The organism is Halobellus salinus (assembly GCF_014646875.1).
Lineage (GTDB): Archaea > Halobacteriota > Halobacteria > Halobacteriales > Haloferacaceae > Haloquadratum > Haloquadratum salinum.
Genome location: NZ_BMOC01000017.1, coordinates 46,646 through 65,229 on the forward strand (window position 1 = coordinate 46,646; position 18,584 = coordinate 65,229).

20 protein-coding genes and 2 pseudogenes are annotated in these 18,584 nt (G+C 66.3%); 8 read left to right on the forward strand and 14 right to left on the reverse strand.

The window, feature by feature from the left end:
- On the reverse strand, positions 1 to 402 hold the full coding sequence (locus IEX72_RS12445; RefSeq protein WP_188787823.1) for a transcriptional initiation protein Tat: 402 nt from the start codon (positions 400 to 402) through the stop codon (positions 1 to 3).
- A gap of 114 nt (positions 403 to 516) precedes the next feature.
- On the opposite strand from IEX72_RS12445, the gene IEX72_RS12450 reads away from it, so the two are divergent.
- Complete coding sequence (locus tag IEX72_RS12450; protein ID WP_188787825.1) at positions 517 to 2,079, forward strand: DUF790 family protein; 1,563 nt, start codon at positions 517 to 519, stop codon at positions 2,077 to 2,079.
- A gap of 127 nt (positions 2,080 to 2,206) precedes the next feature.
- Here IEX72_RS12450 and IEX72_RS12455 read toward each other — a convergent pair whose 3' ends face one another.
- The 3 genes from IEX72_RS12455 to IEX72_RS12465 all read right to left on the reverse strand — a co-directional run bounded on the left by IEX72_RS12455 (position 2,207) and on the right by IEX72_RS12465 (position 4,114).
- On the reverse strand, positions 2,207 to 2,794 hold the full coding sequence (locus tag IEX72_RS12455) for a DUF7122 family protein (RefSeq protein ID WP_188787826.1): 588 nt from the start codon (positions 2,792 to 2,794) through the stop codon (positions 2,207 to 2,209).
- Entirely contained in the window at positions 2,791 to 3,726 is a 936-nt protein-coding gene (locus IEX72_RS12460) for an RsmB/NOP family class I SAM-dependent RNA methyltransferase (protein WP_188787829.1), read from the reverse strand. The genes IEX72_RS12455 and IEX72_RS12460 overlap by 4 nt, the downstream gene beginning before the upstream one ends.
- Positions 3,727 to 3,811: 85 nt before the next feature.
- Positions 3,812 to 4,114 carry a hypothetical protein gene (locus tag IEX72_RS12465; protein WP_188787832.1) on the reverse strand — a complete coding sequence of 101 codons (303 nt, stop codon included), beginning with the start codon at positions 4,112 to 4,114 and terminating at the stop codon, positions 3,812 to 3,814.
- Between the two features lie 118 nt (positions 4,115 to 4,232).
- Between IEX72_RS12465 and IEX72_RS12470 the strand changes: the two genes are divergently transcribed.
- Both IEX72_RS12470 and IEX72_RS12475 read left to right on the forward strand, forming a co-directional pair.
- The gene (locus IEX72_RS12470) at positions 4,233 to 4,970 is read left to right on the forward strand and encodes a proteasome assembly chaperone family protein (RefSeq protein WP_188787834.1); all 738 of its coding nucleotides are present in this window, start codon (positions 4,233 to 4,235) and stop codon (positions 4,968 to 4,970) included.
- 98 nt (positions 4,971 to 5,068) lie between these two features.
- The gene (locus tag IEX72_RS12475; RefSeq protein WP_188787836.1) at positions 5,069 to 5,767 is read left to right on the forward strand and encodes a nucleotide exchange factor GrpE; all 699 of its coding nucleotides are present in this window, start codon (positions 5,069 to 5,071) and stop codon (positions 5,765 to 5,767) included.
- A 15-nt stretch (positions 5,768 to 5,782) separates the two neighbouring features.
- On the opposite strand, the gene IEX72_RS12480 is transcribed toward IEX72_RS12475, so the two are convergent.
- Complete coding sequence (locus IEX72_RS12480; protein WP_394354611.1) at positions 5,783 to 6,727, reverse strand: DUF4349 domain-containing protein; 945 nt, start codon at positions 6,725 to 6,727, stop codon at positions 5,783 to 5,785.
- 97 nt (positions 6,728 to 6,824) lie between these two features.
- On the reverse strand, positions 6,825 to 7,925 hold the full coding sequence (locus IEX72_RS12485) for a polymer-forming cytoskeletal protein (RefSeq protein ID WP_188787840.1): 1,101 nt from the start codon (positions 7,923 to 7,925) through the stop codon (positions 6,825 to 6,827).
- 110 nt (positions 7,926 to 8,035) lie between these two features.
- Between IEX72_RS12485 and IEX72_RS12490 the strand changes: the two genes are divergently transcribed.
- Positions 8,036 to 8,233 (forward strand): DUF5800 family protein, encoded by a 198-nt coding sequence (locus tag IEX72_RS12490; RefSeq protein WP_188787842.1) that lies wholly within the window; start codon positions 8,036 to 8,038, stop codon positions 8,231 to 8,233.
- Between the two features lie 34 nt (positions 8,234 to 8,267).
- On the opposite strand, the gene IEX72_RS12495 is transcribed toward IEX72_RS12490, so the two are convergent.
- The 5 genes and pseudogenes from IEX72_RS12495 to IEX72_RS12515 all read right to left on the reverse strand — a co-directional run bounded on the left by IEX72_RS12495 (position 8,268) and on the right by IEX72_RS12515 (position 11,827).
- On the reverse strand, positions 8,268 to 8,951 hold the full coding sequence (locus IEX72_RS12495) for a dolichyl-phosphate hexose transferase (RefSeq protein ID WP_188787844.1): 684 nt from the start codon (positions 8,949 to 8,951) through the stop codon (positions 8,268 to 8,270).
- 71 nt (positions 8,952 to 9,022) lie between these two features.
- Positions 9,023 to 9,808: a ribonuclease H-like domain-containing protein gene (locus IEX72_RS12500; RefSeq protein WP_188787846.1), complete on the reverse strand. Its 786-nt coding sequence runs from the start codon at positions 9,806 to 9,808 to the stop codon at positions 9,023 to 9,025.
- Between the two features lie 66 nt (positions 9,809 to 9,874).
- Entirely contained in the window at positions 9,875 to 10,123 is a 249-nt protein-coding gene (locus IEX72_RS12505) for a PIN domain-containing protein (RefSeq protein ID WP_188787848.1), read from the reverse strand.
- Positions 10,113 to 10,328, reverse strand: a pseudogene (locus tag IEX72_RS12510) (antitoxin VapB family protein); the annotation flags it as partial. The gene IEX72_RS12505 and the pseudogene IEX72_RS12510, both read right to left, overlap by 11 nt.
- Before the next feature lie 230 nt (positions 10,329 to 10,558).
- Positions 10,559 to 11,827 carry an RNA-guided endonuclease InsQ/TnpB family protein gene (locus IEX72_RS12515; RefSeq protein ID WP_188787850.1) on the reverse strand — a complete coding sequence of 423 codons (1,269 nt, stop codon included), beginning with the start codon at positions 11,825 to 11,827 and terminating at the stop codon, positions 10,559 to 10,561.
- A 218-nt stretch (positions 11,828 to 12,045) separates the two neighbouring features.
- Between IEX72_RS12515 and IEX72_RS12520 the strand changes: the two genes are divergently transcribed.
- Positions 12,046 to 12,759 carry an SOS response-associated peptidase gene (locus IEX72_RS12520; RefSeq protein ID WP_188787853.1) on the forward strand — a complete coding sequence of 238 codons (714 nt, stop codon included), beginning with the start codon at positions 12,046 to 12,048 and terminating at the stop codon, positions 12,757 to 12,759.
- Positions 12,760 to 12,791: 32 nt separating this feature from the next.
- Here IEX72_RS12520 and IEX72_RS12525 read toward each other — a convergent pair whose 3' ends face one another.
- Genes IEX72_RS12525 through IEX72_RS12535 form a run of 3 tightly spaced genes read right to left on the reverse strand, consistent with a single transcriptional unit; the run spans position 12,792 to position 15,931 of the window.
- Positions 12,792 to 13,787, reverse strand: coding sequence for an ABC transporter ATP-binding protein (locus tag IEX72_RS12525; RefSeq protein WP_188787855.1), 996 nt, complete (start codon positions 13,785 to 13,787; stop codon positions 12,792 to 12,794).
- Entirely contained in the window at positions 13,784 to 14,767 is a 984-nt protein-coding gene (locus IEX72_RS12530) for an ABC transporter permease (RefSeq protein ID WP_188787857.1), read from the reverse strand. Before IEX72_RS12530 ends, IEX72_RS12525 begins: the two co-directional genes overlap by 4 nt.
- A 27-nt stretch (positions 14,768 to 14,794) precedes the next feature.
- The gene (locus tag IEX72_RS12535; RefSeq protein ID WP_188787859.1) at positions 14,795 to 15,931 is read right to left on the reverse strand and encodes an extracellular solute-binding protein; all 1,137 of its coding nucleotides are present in this window, start codon (positions 15,929 to 15,931) and stop codon (positions 14,795 to 14,797) included.
- 64 nt (positions 15,932 to 15,995) lie between these two features.
- Here IEX72_RS12535 and IEX72_RS12540 point away from each other — a divergent pair, with 64 nt between their 5' ends.
- From IEX72_RS12540 to IEX72_RS12550, 3 genes and pseudogenes are all read left to right on the forward strand, one after another.
- The gene (locus IEX72_RS12540; protein ID WP_188787861.1) at positions 15,996 to 16,691 is read left to right on the forward strand and encodes a TOBE domain-containing protein; all 696 of its coding nucleotides are present in this window, start codon (positions 15,996 to 15,998) and stop codon (positions 16,689 to 16,691) included.
- Positions 16,692 to 16,912: 221 nt separating this feature from the next.
- Positions 16,913 to 18,004, forward strand: a complete 1,092-nt coding sequence (locus tag IEX72_RS12545) for a putative sulfate/molybdate transporter (protein ID WP_188787863.1) — start codon at positions 16,913 to 16,915, stop codon at positions 18,002 to 18,004.
- 482 nt (positions 18,005 to 18,486) lie between these two features.
- A pseudogene (locus IEX72_RS12550) lies at positions 18,487 to 18,584 on the forward strand (IS200/IS605 family transposase); the annotation flags it as partial.

Below are 18,584 nucleotides of genomic sequence, written 5' to 3' on the forward strand. Positions count from 1 at the left end.
TCACTCGACGGAGACGCTGATTCCCCCGCCGGCGGCGAACCGGTCGTACGTGATCCCGAAGGTGACTGCCCACTCTGTCTTCGCGTCGCTATCGACCGTGACGGCCGTCTCCCGCACGAACTCCTCGCCCTCCACGTCGACCGCGACCCGGACACTCCCGGTTCGTTGAATTTCCCCGCGGTTCTCGACGGTCCCGAACACCCGGAGCGCGCCGTCGTCGTCGGCCTCGAAATCGAAGGTCTCGACCGCGAGGTCCGGCCGATCCGGCGTCTCCCGTGGCTGGTCGGCTGGCGGGTCGGGAGGGTTCCGTGGCCCCGTCGCTCGCGGAAGCCGGCCGACGCACCCGCCGAGCGCCGCCGCCAGACAACTCAGACAGCCGCGGATCGCGGATCGTCGCCGCATCGTCCGACCAACCGCCGGCGGCGGGTATCGGCTTTTCGGTGCCGGTCCGGGCGCCCCCGCAGCGAGCCGGCCGCGTCCCCGGTACTCTTGAGCAGGCGGGTCGTACCTCCGGCCGTGCTCCGGAAAGACCTCCTGCGCGTCTCCCGGGCGGGCGGCGGCTACCACCCGCAGTTCGCCGACCGGAGCCACCGCCCGGTCGCAGCCCGGACCATCGGCGTCTTCCAGGGTCACGTTGAGGAGCCCCGGGGTCGCCTCGACAACGCGCTCGACGGTCTCGAAGCCGACGCCGAGGATTTCAAGCTGGTCCGGGGGTTCGCCGCGCTGCTGGAGCGGGATGCCACCTTCGAGGCTCGGGCACCGCTGCCGCCGGTGCGCGTCCGGCGGAGCGTTTTCGAGGCCGCGGAGTCGGTCGGCGGCGTCGTCGACGACGGGGGCCGATCGGCGGCGCTCACGGCGGCGGCAGAGCGGTTGGGTGCCGATGTCGACGCCGTCGAGGCGTCGCTGTACGCCGACCGCGACGTCAACGAGGTGCTCTCGGCGTTCGACTCGCGGTGGGATCCCGACGGGTTGATAGAGCAGTACAACCTCTCGCTCGCCCAGACCGCGCTGTTCGACGCGACCGAGGTCCGGATCCGAAGCTCCGACCCCAAACGCCTGGTGTCTGCGGTCAAGCGGCTCGGACTCCTCTACGAGATTCGGCGACACGGCGACGACGACCACGAGCGGGAACTCGTCGTCACTGGCCCTGACGCGCTCTTTCGACGCACGCGACGCTACGGCACCGCCTTCGCCAGGCTGCTCCGGAGCGTCGCGGCGGCCGCCGAGTGGTCGCTCGAAGCGACGGTCGACGACCGCGGGACCGACCGCGAACTCCGCCTCGGCCCCGACGATGTGTCGGTGCCGGGCGTCGATCCGATCGTCGAACCGACCTACGACAGCGGGGTCGAGGCCGACTTCGCCCGCCGTTTTTCGAGTCTGGACCTCGACTGGGACCTCTCACGGGAGCCGGAGCCGCTGGCGGCGGGCGCCCGCGCGATGATCCCGGACTTCGCGTTCGACTACCGGCCGGGCGGCCGCGGAGCCGGGGCGGGCGGCGAAGGGTCGGCCGATACGCCTTCTCTTCGGGTCTTCTTCGAGGTGATGGGGTTCTGGACGCCGGGGTACGTCGAAAAGAAACTCGACCAGTTCGGGAGCGTCGACGACGACGTCGAACTCCTGGTCGCGGTCGACGAGTCGTTGGGGGTGGGCGAGGAGATCGAAGCGCTCGACCATCGGGTGGTCACGTACACCCGACGAGTCCGTGTGAAAGACGTCGTGGACGCACTCCGGGAGTACGAGGCCGAGCTGGTGGCGGCGGCCGCGGCGTCGCTACCGGCCGAACTCGTCCCCGACGCCGACGTGATCGGGCTGGATGCGGTGGCTGCCGACCGTGGCGTGAGCGTCGACGCCCTCGATTCCGTGGCGTTTCCCGACCACGAGCAGGTCGGGCGGACGCTGGTCCGTCCCGCTGTGCTCGACGCCGTCGACGCCGAACTGGAGGTCGGGCTGTCGCTGTCGGACGCAGAGTCGGTCCTCGACGAGTACGGCATCGACGACGCCTCCGCGACGCTGTCGCGGCTGGGCTACCGGGTCGAGTGGGTGGGACTCGGCGGCGGGACGCTCCACGAAAGGGAGTAGGAAACGGGACTCTCCACGAGAGGGAGTAGGAAACGGGACGCTCCACGAGAGGGAGTAGGAAACGGGACGCTCCACGAGAGGGAGTAGGAAACGGGACGCTCCACGAAAGGGAGTAGGAAACGAGACGCTACGAGCGGAGGTCCTCACGCCGCCCCTTCGGAACGGTCGAACGGAGTTCGCCGTGGAGGTAGAGGCCGACGCCGATCGGTTCCACGCCGCCCGCGATGTCGTGCGCCGCGATCACGTACCCCCAGTCGCCGTCCCACCGCGGGAGGTCCTGGTCGTCACCGCGGGCGAACCGGGCGGCTTCCTCACCGTCGAGGGTGACGACGTTCCGGGTCGCCTCGGGGCCGAACCGCTGGACCGCGTTGGTCGAGGGTTTCCAGTGCTCCTGGCGGGTCCGGAGGATCCGCAGCCCAAGCCCCTCGGCGTCGACTGGGGAGACGACGTCGCCCGCGAACGCCCAGAGTTTGCCGTTCCCGCGCTCCCAGAAGGTGTGGCTCTCCCACGTGCTCGGCGGGATCCCGTACCGGTCGTCCCACCACTCGATCACCTCGTTCCGAGTGGGTCGGCCGGGAACCACCCGGTCGCCGGCCGTCGCGGGGAGGCGGTCGAACCGGTGGCTGTCGTTCTCGGGTGGGTCGGCGTCCGACGCTGCCGCGGACCCGGCGTCGGGGTCGGTCCCGTCGCTGGAGTCGGTCCCATCGTCGCTCACGCCGTCACCTCCAGTTTCGCACAGAAGAACCCGCCGGTGTCGTTGCGATGGGGGTACACGCGGTGGGCGAGTTCGAGCGAGGAGTCGTAGGTCTCGCTCTGCCACTCGGTGATTCCGGGGTCGGTGTCGAATCCCTCGGGCGGCTCCCACTCTCGGAGTTCGCAGTCACCGCCGAGGACGTGATCCACCACCGCCTCGTTCTCCTCGGGCGCGAACGTGCAGGTGGCGTAAACCACGGTGCCACCGGGCCGGGTGGCGTCGACCGCGCGGCGGAGAATCCCCTTCTGGACGCCCGCGACGCCCTCGACGTGGCTCAGCGACCACTCCTCGAAGGCGTCGGGGTTCTTCCGGATCGTCCCCTCGCACGAACACGGCGCGTCGACCAGTGCGCGATCGAACTCCTCGATCCGCCTTTCGTCCCGGGTCCGGTCCCCGAACGGCTTGAGCGAGAAGTTCCGCGCGTCCTGGTTGGTGACCGCGAGGTTGGTGACGCCGAGGCGTTCGGCGTTGTGCCGGAGCGCCGACAGCCGCCCGAGGTTGTTGTCGTTGCCGATCACGACCCCCTCGTCGTCCATCAGCGCCGCGATCTGGGTGGCTTTACTCCCCGGCGCGGCGCAGGCGTCCCACACGACCTCCCCCGGCTGGGGGTCGAGCGCGAGCGCGGGCAGCGTCGACACCTCCTCCTGGCCGTGGAGCCACCCGTGGAAGTACGGCCACGACGTGCCCGGGCCGCGCTCGTCGAGTTTCAGGACGCCCGGGTGCCAGTCGGTCGGCTCGTAGCCGACGCCCTCGGCGTCGAGCGCCTCGCGAGCGCGCTTGACGGATGTCTTCAGGGTGTTGACGCGGACGACCGAGGGAAGCGGCCGGCCGCACGCCGCTCGGAACGCGTCGGGGTCCTCAACCAGCGACGCGTACCGCTGGGGTGGCTGCATACGGGCCCGAACCCGTCGCGGGCGCTTGTGGGTGTCGGTTCCGGGGCGTCCGACACCCCGCGCGAGCGACACCGGGCAGGCCGTCTCAGTGATCCTCGGTGAGCGCGTCTACCGGGATCGAATCCCAGCCCCGTGTCTCGTTGCCCATCTGGATATCCGGTTCGGCCTTCTCCAACGCTTCGGTAGGGGACATACCGTGTTCTTCCTCGAATTCCTCGGTGGAGTCGTCGAGGATCTGTCGGATCATCCTGATGGCCGCTGCCTCGTCGGCAGGGGATTGCGAGAGGTCGTCGATATCAGCCAAGCGGGCGATGACTCGGCCATCGACCGCGATCTCGGCGACATCACTCTCGCTGAACTCCGCTGAGTCCGGTGATTCGGACGACATACTCCCGGCTTAGTACCAACGCACTACATAGTTTTGATCCCGCTTGATCAGTTGTAGGATGCCCGGCGGCTCCACAGCGTCCCGCAGGTTTACCACCACCGTTTGCGTATTCCGTGGTATGACCAATATCTCCGTTCGGGAGGCCGTCGACGTAACGGAGCCGTCGCTGATCGAGGGGTTCCCCGGCGTCGGACTCGTCGGGAAGATCGCGGCCGACCACCTGGTCGAGGAGTTCGATATGACCCATCACGCCAACGTCCACTGCGACTCGCTCCCAAAGGTCGCGGTCTACCGCGACGGCGACGCGGAGCTCCAGCCGCCGGTCCGGATCTACGCCGACGCCGACCGCGACCTGCTGGTGCTCCAGAGCGACGTGCCGGTCGGCCCCGAGGCGGCCTCGGAGCTCACGACGTGTCTCACCGGGTGGTACGACGACCGCTCGGTCCGGCCGGTCTACCTCTCGGGGATCCCGGAGGGGAAAGACGAGTCGCCGCCGGCGCTGTACGGTGTCGGTGTCGGCGCGGGGGTCGAAGCCGTCGTTGACGCCGGTATCGACGCGCCGAGCGAGGCGGGGCTCGTCTCCGGGCCGACTGGTGTCCTCCTGAGCGACGCCGTCGAGTCCGGCCGGACTGCCGTCGGTCTCGTCGTCGAGTCGGATCCGCAGTTCCCCGACCCGGAGGCCGCCCGGGTGGTGATCAAGAACGGAATCGAGCCGCTCGCGGGCGTCGATGTCCCCATCGACCACCTCGTCGAACGGGCCGAGCAGATCCGCGACGCGAAAGAGCGGCTCGCAAAGCGGATGCAGAACGCCGGCGACGAGAGCACGCAGGCGCGGCCCATCGGCATGTACCAGTAGCCGGGTTCGATCCGTCCGGATCCGGGACCGACCCGGTCGCCGCCGACACCCACGCCCGTTTCTTCACGTTTAAGAAGCGTCCCGCCCGAGAGTCGCGTATGAGCGACGAGTCCTCCGAGGGCCGGACGACGGCCGCGACAGCCGACGACGACGGAACGCCCGACGGGAGCGACAGCGACGCCGAACCGGACGGAGTCAACGGCGACCCAACAGAGGCCGGACAGCGGGACGCTGCCGACCTCGCCGCCCGGGTCGAGGAGTACGACCCCGACCTCGCCACGGCGGTGGCGGATCTTGAGTCACGACACACCGAGTTGGAGTCTGATCTCGCCGCGAAGACCGCGCGGGTCGACGAGTTGGAGAACGCGCTTGCACGCTCGAAGGCGGACTTCAAGAACTACAAGAAGCGCGCGAAGCGTCGTGAAGAGGAGATACGCGAGCGTGCGACCGAGGACTTCGTGGGCCGGATCGTGAGCGTCCGCGACAACCTGGTCCGGGCGCTCGATCAGGAGGCGGGCGCCGACATCCGGCCGGGGGTCGAGTCGACCGTCGAGGAGTTCGACCGGATCCTCGCCGAGGAGAACGTCACCGAGATCGCGCCCGAGCCCGGTTCGGACGTCGACCCGACGCGCCACGAGGTGCTGATGCGCGTCGACGCCGACCACCCGGAGGGAACCGTCGCCGAGGTCTACCGCCCGGGCTACGAGATGGCCGGGTCGGTGCTTCGGGAGGCGCAGGTGACAGTGAGCGAGGGCGGGAGCGGCGATAGCGAGAACGGCACGGAGAACGGCTCGTAACCCGATTTCCGGGGATCAGTCGGGATCCTCGCCGCCACGTCGGATCCGCCGGCCGTACCGCAGGACCACCCCGCCGACGAGCGCCAGCGGGACGCCGAACGCGACGAGGTACGGCAGCGCGTACGCGAACCCGACCACCAGGGCACGGGTCGCAACCACGACCCCACCGATCGACTGGAGCAACGCTGACACGACCGGGGTGTCATACCACCGGTCGGGCGCGACTCTGTCGGGCGTCGGCCGGGGCTCCGCCAGCCGGACCGTCAACGTCGAGTACGCCACCCGATCCTCCAAGGACTGCTGTCGGGCGTCGAGCCGCTCGATCTCCTGCTGCACGTCGGAGAGTTCGCGTTGGACCGCGAGCACGTCCTCCGTGGTGTTTGCTCGCTCGTAGAGCGTTCGGAGCCGGTCGCGTTCGGCGCGGAGGTTTTCGAGCCGCGCCTCGATGTCGACGAGTTGGTCGGTCACATCGCGGGAGTTAGTCTCGACCGACTGGACCGCGCCGAGCGCCCGTGCGTCGTCGACCAATGCGTCAAACTCCTCACTCGGGACGCGGACGACGACCTCCCCGCGGGTCCACGTCTCGTTGTCGATCTCCCGGCGGTCCTCGCGGCTGTCGCTGACGTACCCGCCGTACCCCTCGACCGTCGCGGTCAGACTCGACCGTGCGGACTCGAAATCTCTGACCTCAACAGCAACAGCTCCGGTCCGGATGATCGCGCGGTCGCCGCCAGCGTCGCTTCCGCTATCCCCACTGTCGGCGTCGCCGCCGGACCCACTGGCGTCAGCCTCCACGTCAGGGTCCTGGGCTGGGGCTCCGGTCGCCTCGGGCCGGCCGGCGTCGCCGCCGGTCGCCTGTTCGTACCCGGCGTCGCCGCCACCCGCGCTGCCGGCGCCCCCACACCCCGCGAGCACCACGAGTGCGGCGAGGCCGACAGCCGAGAGCGTTCGGTTCGAAATCATCCTGACGTTGGGTACGACGTGCCGTATAAAAGACACACCGGAGGCACAGAAGGGTTTTTGAGTCTCCGCGGGTCGCGGGCGGTCGTCCGCGAGGTCAGTCGGGGTTCGACTCGGGCCCGGGCTCCGGAACCGCCCCCGGTTCGGGGTTCTCGCCGGTGTCCGCCGTCGCATCCGCCGAGCGTGTCGTGTCCGCCGTCGCATCCGCCGAGCGTGTCGTGTCCGCCGTCGCATCCGCCGAGCGTGTCGTGTCCGCCGTCGCATCCGCCGAGCTTGTCGTGTCCGCCGTCGCATCCGCCGAGCTTGTCGCGTCTGCCGGACCGTCTGCCCGCGTGTCGGACCCGCTGTCACGCCGTTCGGCGCCGGGAGCCGGCTGGATCAGCCGGATGTCGCCCGAGGCACGGATCGTCCCGTCAACCTCCGCGCCGTCGTGGAGCTCCAGCGCCGAACACGAGATGTCGCCGCGGACGTGGGCGCCGTTAGCGACGGTGACCGTCCCGTCGCGGGTGGTCACGTCGCCGTGGACCTGCGTCCGTTCGCCGATGTCGATGTCGTCGCGAGCGCGGAGGCTCCCGAAGACATTGTTGTCGGCGCCGACGTCGATGGCCTCCGCGCGGAGGTTGCCGTGGAGCCGACACCCGTCGCCGACCGTCGCCGGAGTCGACACCCGCCACGCGTCGTCCGACACTGTCGATCCCCGCGGGATCACCAGCGGGTCCTCGTCGCTGTCGCCGGAGAGCGCTTCCGCGAGTTCGTCTGCGGCCTCGTTCTCCCCGATCGACAGGAGCTGTGAGAGCACCAGGAAATAAAAGACCAGGGTCGGAACCGGGTTCCGGATCACGATCCACCCGTTGGCCTCGAACCCCTCCTCGATGTCGACGTCGTCGCCGATATCGAGGTCGCCGGAGACCATCAACCGGCCGCCGATGTGGACGCGTTCGCCGAGGTAGGCGTCGTCACCGACCAGGACGTTGCCGGCCACGTCGCACCACACGTCCAGCCGGCAGTCGCTCTCGGCCTCGATGTCGCCACCGAACGTGACGCGCTCGCCCGCGAGGACGTTCCGCCCTCTGACGCCGAACTCCACCGTGCTCTGGCCGCCGGCGACGATGTCGCCGTCGGTCACCAGATCGTGCTCCTCGGCGGTGGTGCCGTCGGGGATCTCCAACGCGTCGAGCGGGTCCTGACCGAGTGCCACACTCCCGAGCAACGCACGCGAGCTAATAAACGACCCGTCAGACGGGTGTCTGACGGCCGGCGACAGCGCGCGACTGATGTGTTTTTATCCGGGGGCGACCACGGACGAGTATGACCGCACTGTCGTTCGACGAGACGGGTGTCGACGTCGTTTACGAGGGGACGGAGTTCCGACTCGAGAAGTCGCTGATCGAGGAGGCAGTGGAGAAGTCCTACCCCGATGTGACCGACCACGAGGTGCTAAAGATCGTCGAGGAGAACCCCTCGCTCAGCGGCGAACCGCGACGGATCGGCGACATCCTCCAGTAGCGACACCTCCCGCCGCCGCCCTGTCCCGTTCCGACTACCCGAACCGCTCCTCCAGACAGATCTTCACGATCGACTTCGCGATGGCGGCGCCGCCGCCCAGCGGGTCGAGTTTGGTCTCACCCGCGCGCTCTCGGTACGGGATCGGCTCCTCTCTGACCCGGTAGCCCCGGATCAGCGGCCGGAGCAACAGCTCCGCCGAGAGCCCGGTGTTCTCGGTCCACTCGATGTCGTGGAGGAGGTCCCGACGATACGCGCGCATCCCCGTGGTGGTGTCGTGGACGCGCTCGCCCGCGAGCACCGACGCCACCGCGGCGAAGGCGGCGTTGCCGAACCGGTTGAACTCGGGCATCGCGTCGGCGCCGTGGTAGAGGCGGTCGCCGGAGACCACGTCGTACCCCTCGTTGATCAGCTCTACGAACTGGGGAAGCCGCTCCATCGGGTAGGTGTCGTCGCAGTCGGTGGTGACGATCACCGGCCGCTCGGGTGTCAGTACGGCTTCACGGACCGCGTGTCCGTACCCCTGCGGCGGCTGTTCGATCACGGTCGCACCGTGCTCGCGGGCGATCTCGGGCGTCCGGTCGTCGGAGCTGTCGACGCAGACGACCTCGGCGCGGTCGTCGGTCACGTCCGCGATGTCCGAGAGCACGGTTCCGACCGCGGCTTCCTCGTTGTAGGTCCCCATCACGACCGCGAGGTCGTCGACGGTGTACTCGGTCATCACCCGTGCTTCCCCCCGGGGATATTTGAGTTTTTAGGTACGCCAAAAAAGCGGCGACGGTGCGGTCGGACTTACGACTGCGGATCCGGAACACCGGCGGGCTCGCCGGCGACGGCGCCGATCGACTCCTCGTGGAGACGGTTGGCTACTACGTCCGCAAGATTCCGGAGGTTCTCGGTGTCGTCGCGGTTGTACGACACCAAGGTGTCGAGCGCGTCGTCGTCGCCGTCGCGGGCGTAGCGGTGCCACAGCCGGACCGCGTCGCGGCCCGAGAGGTCCGGGCGGTCGCGGTCGATCCCGACGGCTTTCTCGATGGATTTTAATCCCCCAGTCAGGTCGATCCGGCGGCAGGGGTACATCAGGTCGAGGTGGGGCGCGTCGATAGAAACGTCGAAACAGTCCTCCAGAAAGGGCACGTCGAACTGTTTGCCGTTGAACGAGACGACCAGCGGAGTGCCGGCGAACAGCTCCCGGAGCGCCGGGGCCGTGAGGTCCTGGCCGCGAACCAGTGTGGTCGTCTCGCCGTTCCGGGTGACCGAGACCGTCGTGACACTATTGTACGCCGACTCCAGCCCGGTGGTCTCGATGTCGAAGAACGCGGCGTCGCCGCGGAAGTTCTCGTAGAAGCGCCAGGTCTCGCTCGCAGGGAACCGGTCGCGGAAATACCGCGCGTCACCGTCGTCGAGGCGCTCGAGGGCCTCAGCCACGAACGACTCCACTCGATCGCCGGTCTTTGGCCCAAGTGGGGAGCGCTCGGGATCGAACTCCTCCCAGGTGAGGATCCCCGACTCCCACACCGAGCGCTCACGGCGTTCGCCCACGCCCTCCGCGGGCACGAAGCTGTTCTCGATTCGCATATCCGGTCTCAGGCATCGGGCGCGCCTAAAGGCTTCGAGGTGTGTCTGGATATGGATAGGTGTCTATCAGTAACTCTCGACCGCAACGCCCAACTTTTCGAAATCTTCGATATGCCGCGTCAGCACAGGTTCTCCTTCGCGTTCCGCAGCAGCCGCGACAGCGGCGACACCCGTCCCGATCCCGATGTATAGTTCCGTGACAGTCATCGCTGGAAGTCTCATCGGGGCCCCGCTCTCCTCCAATTCTTCGGCCTTCCGAACTGCCCCTTCGTCGCCGCCAAGAAGATCGAGAACGAACGCCGTATCAAGAATCACGGAACCGGCCTTTCAGTTCGCGGACCTCCGCGACATCACGTTCGTCCGCCTCGTCGATCGTCTCGCGCATTGCGTCAACGTCTTCTGAATCAAGGAGTCCAGCGAGATCCGTGATCGACGGCCGACGGGTGAGACGATCAACCGCCTCCGAGAACGTCTCGCCTTCACGCTTGTGCGCCTCGATGTATGCGTACGTGTCCTCATCAAGACGGACAGATCTCGTTCACATAGCTAGAGGAACAACTGTGTACGGGTTGAATCTGATGCTACTGTCGGGTGTATTTTGATACCCGAAGAGTCAGTCCCGGAAACAAACGGGATCGACAACGAAATCACTGGGCCGCTACCGAGCGAAATATCCGGTCGTTGTACCGCCCGTCTCTATCTTGACATCCTCCCCGCGCTAAAGGGCGAGGATTCCCAAGCGTTGGGATATTAAGGTTTGCAACCCACCTGTTCCCTCGGGCGGAACGACCCAGAGGTTTGATTGAACAGGTAGGCTACTGGCCGTGCCAAACGACCGTTACTCATATCCCCCGTAGGGAGACTCTGAGTTATCTTTCTGCGAATATTTACTGCACCATTCACGTCCGCGTTCATCGTCGCACCGCACGACTCACAGGCGTACAAGCCGCGCTCCACGCGGTTTGAATCAAGCTCCCGACCACAGCACGAACACGTCTTACTCGTGTCTCGCTCGCTCGTGCGGTCTACGAGGATACCGTGTTCCTCTGATTTGTATTCGAGTAGGTTCGTGAACCGGTCGAACTCCCACCCGTGGAGTTTCTTGTTCCCACGCTTGCCCCAGTTTCGAGACTCGCCGTTCTCATCTTCTCGAATCTCGCTCAAGTCACCGATGGCGATGCGACCAACCTCGTGGTCGATACATTGCTCTACGATGTGCTTGGCGAGTGCGTGCAGGAAGTGGTCTTTCCGCCGAGACAACTTCTGTCGAGCGCGAGTCGCCCAACAAGACGGGCCGTCCTCACCTTCGGTGTCGTACTCGTCACGGGTGAAGTAGTGCTTGTCTTGTTTCAGCACGTTCCCCGGATACAACTCGGCGTCACCGTCGTCGTAGGCGATGGCGAGGTAGTTCTTGATACCGAGGTCGATACCCGCCGTGTTGTCGCCGGGTGCGTCCTCGACAGGTATCTCGACCTTGCAGACGAGGTGGAGTTCCCAGCGGTCGCCGTTCCAGACGGCTCTGACCTGCTGGATGTTCTCCACGGTCACGTCCGGTCGCGTTTCGTACTCACAGAGAAGAAAGTCCGAGCGGTGGTTCTTGAGGTTGAACCCTTTGCTCAGGCGGAGTTGATTGTGTTTGGAATCGTGCTTGATACCCTTCTGCTTCCACGTCACGGTGGAGCGAGGGTGTTCGTCGCCGTGTTTGCGGTAGCCGGGTGGGTTGGCGTCCTCGTCTCCGCGTTGGCGTGCTTTGTACCAACTGGTGAACGACTCAGCAAGCTCTTCAAGAACTCGCTGACTTGACTGAGAATGTAGGTCACTGTATCGTTCGTGTTCCTTGAGTTCGGATTTGAGTTCGCCATCGTCGGGGATTTCCCCGTCTTCATCCCACCGACCTTGTGAGTAGTACCGGGCGACGTTCCACAGTTTCGACGCGGAGAACCCACACTGGTCGAGGTCGCCACTCACTTGAGAGTGGTTGACGACTTTCGCTCGATAGGTACGGGTTGTCTCCAACATCTAACTGTTTTCATAACCGGTTATGGGGGATTGCATACTAAAAGCAACGACTAAGCATGGAATATCCAGCAGTGCCATCGAACGTGGTTAGTGGAGGAGTTGTCGGCTGTATCCCCGCCCTGAAGGGCGGGGTTTTAGCCTTGTATCTTCCATAAGCTTAGCGAGGCCTACGAGTCGACGCCGTCGGTGTTTTGTCGGTCGGATCCCTCCCACGAGGTATGTGCGGCCGCTACACGCTGACGACGCCCGCCGCGGATCTGGAGGAACGGTTCGGCGCCACCTTCGAGGACCCGCCGGAGCCCCGGTACAACTGCGCGCCCGGCCAGTCGCTCCCGGTCGTCGCCGACGACGATCCAGGTCAGTTCACGCAGTTCAACTGGGGCCTGATCCCGTCGTGGGCCGACGACGCCAGTGTGGGAAACGACCTGATCAACGCCCGCGCGGAGACGGTCGACGAGAAGCCGAGTTTCGCCGACGCCTTCGAGCGCCGCCGGTGTCTGGTGCCCGCCGACGGGTTCTACGAGTGGGTGAGCGCCGACGGCGGGACCAAACAGCCCCACCGGGTCGCGCTCGAAGACGACCGGCCGTTCGCGATGGCGGGGCTGTGGGACCGGTGGGAGCCGACTCACACCCAGACCGGCCTGAGCGATTTCGGCGCGGGCGGCGGGGCCGAGCAGGAGTCCGACGCCATCGAATCGTTCACGGTCGTCACGACCGACCCCAACAGCGTGGTTTCGGACCTCCACCACCGGATGGCGGTCGTGCTCGACCCCCACGAGGAGTCGACGTGGCTCCACGGCAGCCCGGCGGAGGCGGCCGACCTCCTGGATCCCCACCCGGGCGAGGCGTGGCGCACGTATCCCGTGTCGACGCGGGTCAACAGCCCCGCCAACGACGCCCCGGAGCTGATCGAACCGATTGAGGTCGGCTGAACGTCCGGAGGAATCGGTCGGTGGCGGCCACCTCAGCAGGGGTGAAGCCGATCCCGTGGGAGCGTGATCACGACATCTGTCCCCACCTCAGGCGGGGAGTCTGTGAAGGATTCGACTGTCACCTCGTCGAATGCGAGGGTTACGCGGTGCGTGGCGTCCTCGCGGACAACCCGCCGAACCGTCGCGCGCAGGTCCCCGTTGTCGTCGTCCAGCCTCACAGCCTCGGGCCTGATTGCGACCCGCTCGGCCGTCCCGTTGCCGTGGGCGTCACCCCTGCCGGGGGTGTCGCCGTCAAGTAGTGACCGGACTGCGGGGGTGGAGGCCAGTTCGATGACGTTCGAGCCGGTGAAGTTCGCCACTATCGGCGACTCGGGGCGTTCGAACACTGCATCGGGCGTACCGCGCTGGACGACCTGGCCCTGGGCCATCACGATGATCCGGTCGGCGATCGCACGCGCGGTCGTACGGTTGTGGGTGACGTAGATTGAGGTCACGTCCGCGAGAACGTCGACAAGGTCGTCGCGGAGCGACTGTCGCGTCGGCACGTCCAGTGCGGCCAGCGGTTCGTCGAGCAGGAGTACGTCGGGACGGACTGCCAGCGCGCGGGCAAGCGCAACGCGCTGTTTCTCCCCACCCGAGAGGGTCGGCGGCGTCCGGTCCGCGAGGTGGGCCACACCGAGTTCTGCGAGCAATCCCTCCGCGTCGCGCGGGTTCTCACAGTACTGCGCCCCGTACCTGACGTTGTCCCGGACGGTCATGTGCGGGAACAGCGCGTAGTCCTGGAAGACGAAACCGAAGTCCCGCCGTTCGGGCGCACGGTCGGCGATGTCGGTCCCGTTGACTGTGACTGTCCCATCGTGGCCGTGGAACCCGGCGACCGTCTCCAACAGCAGCGTCTTGCCGCTCCCACTCGGTCCGAGAATGACAAGCGTCTCCTCGTCGCCGGCTTCGAGCGTCGCGTCGACGGTGAACGGCTCGGCGCCCTCGGCAGTGAACGTCGACGCGATGTCAGCAGCGAGCTGCGTCACGGTACCCCCCCGATCGTGTTGTCGTCGGTCAGGTATCGAACAATAAGGAATATCATAGCCGAAACCGCAAGTAGCAGGAACGCGACCGCGCCGCTCTCCTGGAGACCGCCCTGGAGATACGTGTTGTAGACGAACACCGGCGCGTGCTGGGCGGTCACCTCGCCGCCGGCGAAGGGATAAAAGAAGCTGACGCTGTAGGCGACGACCGCCACAGCGCCGAACTCAGAGACGGCGCGGGCCCAGGCCAGCACGCCGCCGGTTATCATCCCGCGTACAGCGAGTGGTCCCGTGACCCGTCGAAACGTCTCCCAGCGGTTCGCGCCGTGGATGCGGGAGGCATACTCCAGACGGTGGTCGATCGCCTCGAACGCTTCCCGGGTGGCGTTGACCGCGTAGGGGGCCGCAACGAACGCCATCGCCAACACCATTCCCACCATCGACCCGAGCACGGAGATGCTGGGGAAGGCGCCACCCTCCCCGAAGCCGAAGAGAACGAGAATCCCCGCCACCGAGTGCGGGACGACGAGCGGCAGATCCACGAGGCTCTCGACCAGCGGCTGGCCGGAGAACCCCTCGGAGAGCAGGTGCGCCAGCGGGACGCCGAAGGCCAAACTGAGTATCGCCGCCAGAAGCGGGCCGTAGATACCGAGATACAGGACGCGGTGGACATCCGGATCTGCCGCCTTCTCGACGACCAACGACGGCGTCTGTCGCGCGACAAACATAAACAGCGGGAGCCCGAGGGCAATCAGCAGGACGCTACCGAGCGTGGCGGTCGCAACGACGAACGACGAACCGTCAAGCAGGTACGCCGTGACGGCCGCACTACCGATCATGAAGTACGCATACCACGTCGGCCGGCCGGTAGCGTAAGCAGCCACGAACGCGAGCAGTTGGACGCCAACGAATCCGGCGACGAGCACAGCGGTTTGTACTCTGCCGGTTTTGACATCGAGTCCAGATCCGGTCTCTGTGGCCATTACGATACTTCGGGTGTTCGAGCCATCTTATAGTTCCAGCGGGCCGAGGTTGTCTTGGGCGCTGGCAACTTCCATCACGCGGTCCGGAATGGCGTCCTCGGATGCGCTCGGGACGACAATCGGATCGACCGGAACCAGGCCGAGTTCCTCGAGGACCGCGCGCCCGGGATCCGTCGCGAAATACTCGATCCACTGCGCCCCGCGCTCAGGCGCCTCCGCGACGCTCGGGACCGTGATCCCGTACGCGATCGGTGCGCCCGTGAACGTCCCCGAGTCGGTCTCGACTTCGGCCTTCGCGTAGTGCTCGGCGTAGTCGGTCGTGGCCTGGGAGAGGTCGACCTCGTCCTGGAGGTTGACGTACGGTAGCCCGGAACTCGCGGAGATCGACTGGTAGTAGAAGACGTAGTCGAGCTCGCCCGATTCGAGCTGACCTTCGAGATTCGTCTCCGTTCCCGTGGGGACAACGGAGTTCTGCCGGAGCTGTTGGTACGTCTCGTCGTCGTAGAGGCGTTCGCCCTGGAACTCCTCGGCGCCGAGTTGCTGTGTCATCACGGCACGGTAACCGCCGGGGTCGACAGCGGGATCGGAGTGGCCGATGGTGATGTCGTCGCGCGTGAGCACCTCCCACCAGTTGTCCGCCGAAATGTCGTCGGCGCCCGGGGAGTCCTCGCGGTACTGGATCGACATCGAGTTTGTCGTGAAGATCGCATACCAGTCGCCGAAATCCGGGAGCACCCGGTTCCGGATGAGTCGGAAATCCGAGGTCCCGAGTACGTCGGCCGATCGACCCTGTTGGGTGATCTTCTGTGTTGACGCCACGGAGCCTTTCGCCTCGCGGGTCACGTCGACGCCGAACTCCTCTTCGAACTGGGGTTCGGCTTCGCTGAACGGCGGCGCGAGCGACCCGGCGTGGAAGATGGTCATCGAGTCCGAGAGCGGGGTTTCCGTTTCGGTCGGGGTTTCGGTATCCATCGATCCCTCGGAGTCGGTGGACTCGTCGGTTTCAGTGTCATCAGATCCGCCGGATCCCTCGGACCCGCCCGAACAGCCGGCGAGGCCGGCAACGCCCGCGGCGGCACTCGCCGCGAGGAACGATCGTCGTGTAACCGATTTACTGGAGCGTGGCGCGTCCCGATGGTCCGTAGTTCGTCGTTGTTTCGTCATAGACATATCGGCGTTCTACCATCGGAGACATAATGCTTTTGCTCGCGTCCGCAAAGAGGAAGGTATGACCCGCGCGCAGTTCGACGCCTATATTCGGGCTGACGGCGTGACGCTCGACGCCGGCGATGTTGGCCTCCTGCGCGCGGTCGACCGCGAGGGGTCGCTCAACGCCGCCGCGTCGGAACTGGGCCGATCGTACGCCCACGCCCAGCGCCGCGTCGTCGAACTCGAGGAGGCGTTCGGGTCCCTCGTCGAACGCCAGCGTGGCGGCTCCGGCGGCGGCGGGAGCACCCTCACCGGGACTGCAGAAGACCTCCTCGCCGCGTTCGAGCGGACGCGGACGGGGTTCGAGGGCGTCGCCGGAGTCGCCGAGACGGTGCTCGCGGGGTCGATCACCCGACGCGACGGCGAGTTGGTCACCGTCGACACCGACGCGGGACTCGTTCGTGCGCTGGTTCCCGACGGCGAGGGCAGGGTGCAACTCTCGATCCGGGCGGACGCCGTGACACTGACCCACCCCGACGACACACCGGTGCCGGAGCACACGAGCGCCCGGAACCGCTTTGCCGGCACGATTCGGGGGATCGAACCCGGAGAACGCATCGCGCGGATCGCGGTCGATATCGGGATCGACGACCCGCTGCTCGCGCTCGTGACCCGGGACAGCCGGGAGAAACTCGGCCTGGGCGTGGGCAGCGACGTGGTCGCCTCGTTCAAAGCGACCGCGACCCGCGGGACTCCGGTCCGGGGCGACGAGTGAACACACCAAAGGCGTAATGTATAATGGGTTCATCGCCGAGTAACGAAACCACTGGCACTGTCGGTTCAGGCCTCGTGTCTCACAACACAGTGTGGCGCCGAGCCTCTGGCAGACGCGTTCGTCCCCGTACTGTCTGAACTCGATTTTCCGGGTTCTTGCCGTCCAAAACGCCAGTATTTCGATCCAAGCGGTTTTGTGGCCCGGGTGGTTTCCGTGACGTAATGGAGGTCGTTCTCGGGAACCGTCACGAGATTCCGATCCGAATCTCACGCCGCGAGCTGACCGGCGCGTTAGGGGATTCGGTTACGGTGCTCCCGGTCGTCGTCGCAGTCGCCGCGCTCACAGACCTCTCGCTGGCGCGGCTCCTCCTCGGATTCGCGACCTTCCAGATCGTGTGGGGGCTCTACTACGGCCTCCCGGTGTCGGTCGAGCCCATGAAGGCGCTGGCCGCGCTCGTGATTGCCGGCGGGCTCGGGGGCGCAGAGCTCGTTGTTGCGGGGTTGCTCGCGGGATCCGTACTGCTTCTCGTCGGCGCCACCGACACGCTCGGCCGGATCGAAGCGCTCGTCGGGCGGCCGGTCGTTCGCGGCATCCAACTCGCGGTCGGGCTCGTCCTGCTGGAGACCGGCGTCCAGTTGAGTCTCGATGGTCCCGCGTACGCACTCGCGGGGCTCGTAGTGGTGGGAGTGAGCGTCGCCATCGGCCGCCGGCGGGTGAGCGCGCTGCTTGTGCTCGCTCTCGGTGTCGGGGTCGCGGTCGCTACCACCGGGCTGCCTACCCCACGGATCCCTGCCCTCGGGGTGACGCTCCCGGACGCTGCGGGGGTGACCGTGAATGCCGCTGGCGCGACCGCCGGCCAACTAGCGATGACCGTTGGGAACGCGGCCGTCGCGACGTCGCTCCTTCTGTCGGACTACTACGACGCCGACGTCTCCGCAGACGACCTCGCGACCAGTATGGGCGTGATGAACCTGCTGGCACTCCCGTTCGGGGCGATGCCGATGTGTCACGGCAGCGGGGGCGTGGCCGGAAAGTACGCCTTCGGCGCCCGGACCGCCGGGTCGAACCTGCTCTTGGGTGCGCTGTTCGGGGTCGCCGCGGTGGTGGGAGTCGGGGTCGTCGCGGCGTTTCCGCTCGCGATGCTCGGTGTGATCCTTGCTGTCATCGCGGTCGAACTCTGTCGGACGGGGTTGGACACCGAGAACCTGCCGCTGGCAATCGGGGTGGGGCTGCTCGGCCTCGTGACGAATATCGGTGTCGCGTTCCTCGTCGGGGTCGCCGTCCATCGGATATCGTCCGTTCGCGGGAACTGACACCTACTCCGGCAAGTCGGAGTCACTGGTCGTGTGACTCTCAAGACCGACCAGTAGACTGCTCCTGTTACGTTCCCGTGGTACAAATCAGTACGTCTCCAAGAACCTATCACCTGTTGAGGATTTCAACAGAGCCAATTTGCCCGGTGTGCGTTCGCTCAGCAGGTGAGTTTCGACCGCTCCCCCGAAGCAGGCTGTACAGCGGGGTTAGGTCGTGACTCTACTGATTGCCTGTGAGGTAGATTCTGTATAGCGAAATACGGTATACGTGTTGCCGGCGAGACGGTGATCGGGGAGCAACCTGCTGACAGCACAGCGAACAGTTCGGCCCTTCGTCTATCTTTTTTCAAGGCGAGAATCCCGCCCTTTAGGGCGGGCGTGAAGCCGACAACTCCTACACGAACCACCATCGGTTGCAGGCCGAATACCCCGCGACTACGAACCTTTATCAGAATTGGGTGTATAGAAATCGGTACGTCCAAATGAAGTACAACCTCGAAAACGGGTCGCAAACGGTCTATGCGCTCCAATATCACTTCGTGACCGTCACGAAGTGCCGCGCAGACCTACTCACCGACGA

Bases quoted from the DNA above. Each gene is read 5' to 3' on its own strand.
- IEX72_RS12445 (WP_188787823.1), bottom strand. From the start codon at position 402: ATGCGGCGACGATCCGCGATCCGCGGCTGTCTGAGTTGTCTGGCGGCG.
- IEX72_RS12460 (WP_188787829.1), bottom strand. From the start codon at position 3,726: ATGCAGCCACCCCAGCGGTACGCGTCGCTGGTTGAGGACCCCGACGCG.
- IEX72_RS12465 (WP_188787832.1), bottom strand. From the start codon at position 4,114: ATGTCGTCCGAATCACCGGACTCAGCGGAGTTCAGCGAGAGTGATGTC.
- IEX72_RS12470 (WP_188787834.1), top strand. From the start codon at position 4,233: ATGACCAATATCTCCGTTCGGGAGGCCGTCGACGTAACGGAGCCGTCG.
- IEX72_RS12475 (WP_188787836.1), top strand. From the start codon at position 5,069: ATGAGCGACGAGTCCTCCGAGGGCCGGACGACGGCCGCGACAGCCGAC.
- IEX72_RS12490 (WP_188787842.1), top strand. From the start codon at position 8,036: ATGACCGCACTGTCGTTCGACGAGACGGGTGTCGACGTCGTTTACGAG.
- IEX72_RS12495 (WP_188787844.1), bottom strand. From the start codon at position 8,951: ATGACCGAGTACACCGTCGACGACCTCGCGGTCGTGATGGGGACCTAC.
- IEX72_RS12500 (WP_188787846.1), bottom strand. From the start codon at position 9,808: ATGCGAATCGAGAACAGCTTCGTGCCCGCGGAGGGCGTGGGCGAACGC.
- IEX72_RS12515 (WP_188787850.1), bottom strand. From the start codon at position 11,827: ATGTTGGAGACAACCCGTACCTATCGAGCGAAAGTCGTCAACCACTCT.
- IEX72_RS12520 (WP_188787853.1), top strand. From the start codon at position 12,046: ATGTGCGGCCGCTACACGCTGACGACGCCCGCCGCGGATCTGGAGGAA.
- IEX72_RS12530 (WP_188787857.1), bottom strand. From the start codon at position 14,767: ATGGCCACAGAGACCGGATCTGGACTCGATGTCAAAACCGGCAGAGTA.
- IEX72_RS12535 (WP_188787859.1), bottom strand. From the start codon at position 15,931: ATGACGAAACAACGACGAACTACGGACCATCGGGACGCGCCACGCTCC.
- IEX72_RS12540 (WP_188787861.1), top strand. From the start codon at position 15,996: ATGACCCGCGCGCAGTTCGACGCCTATATTCGGGCTGACGGCGTGACG.
- IEX72_RS12545 (WP_188787863.1), top strand. From the start codon at position 16,913: ATGGAGGTCGTTCTCGGGAACCGTCACGAGATTCCGATCCGAATCTCA.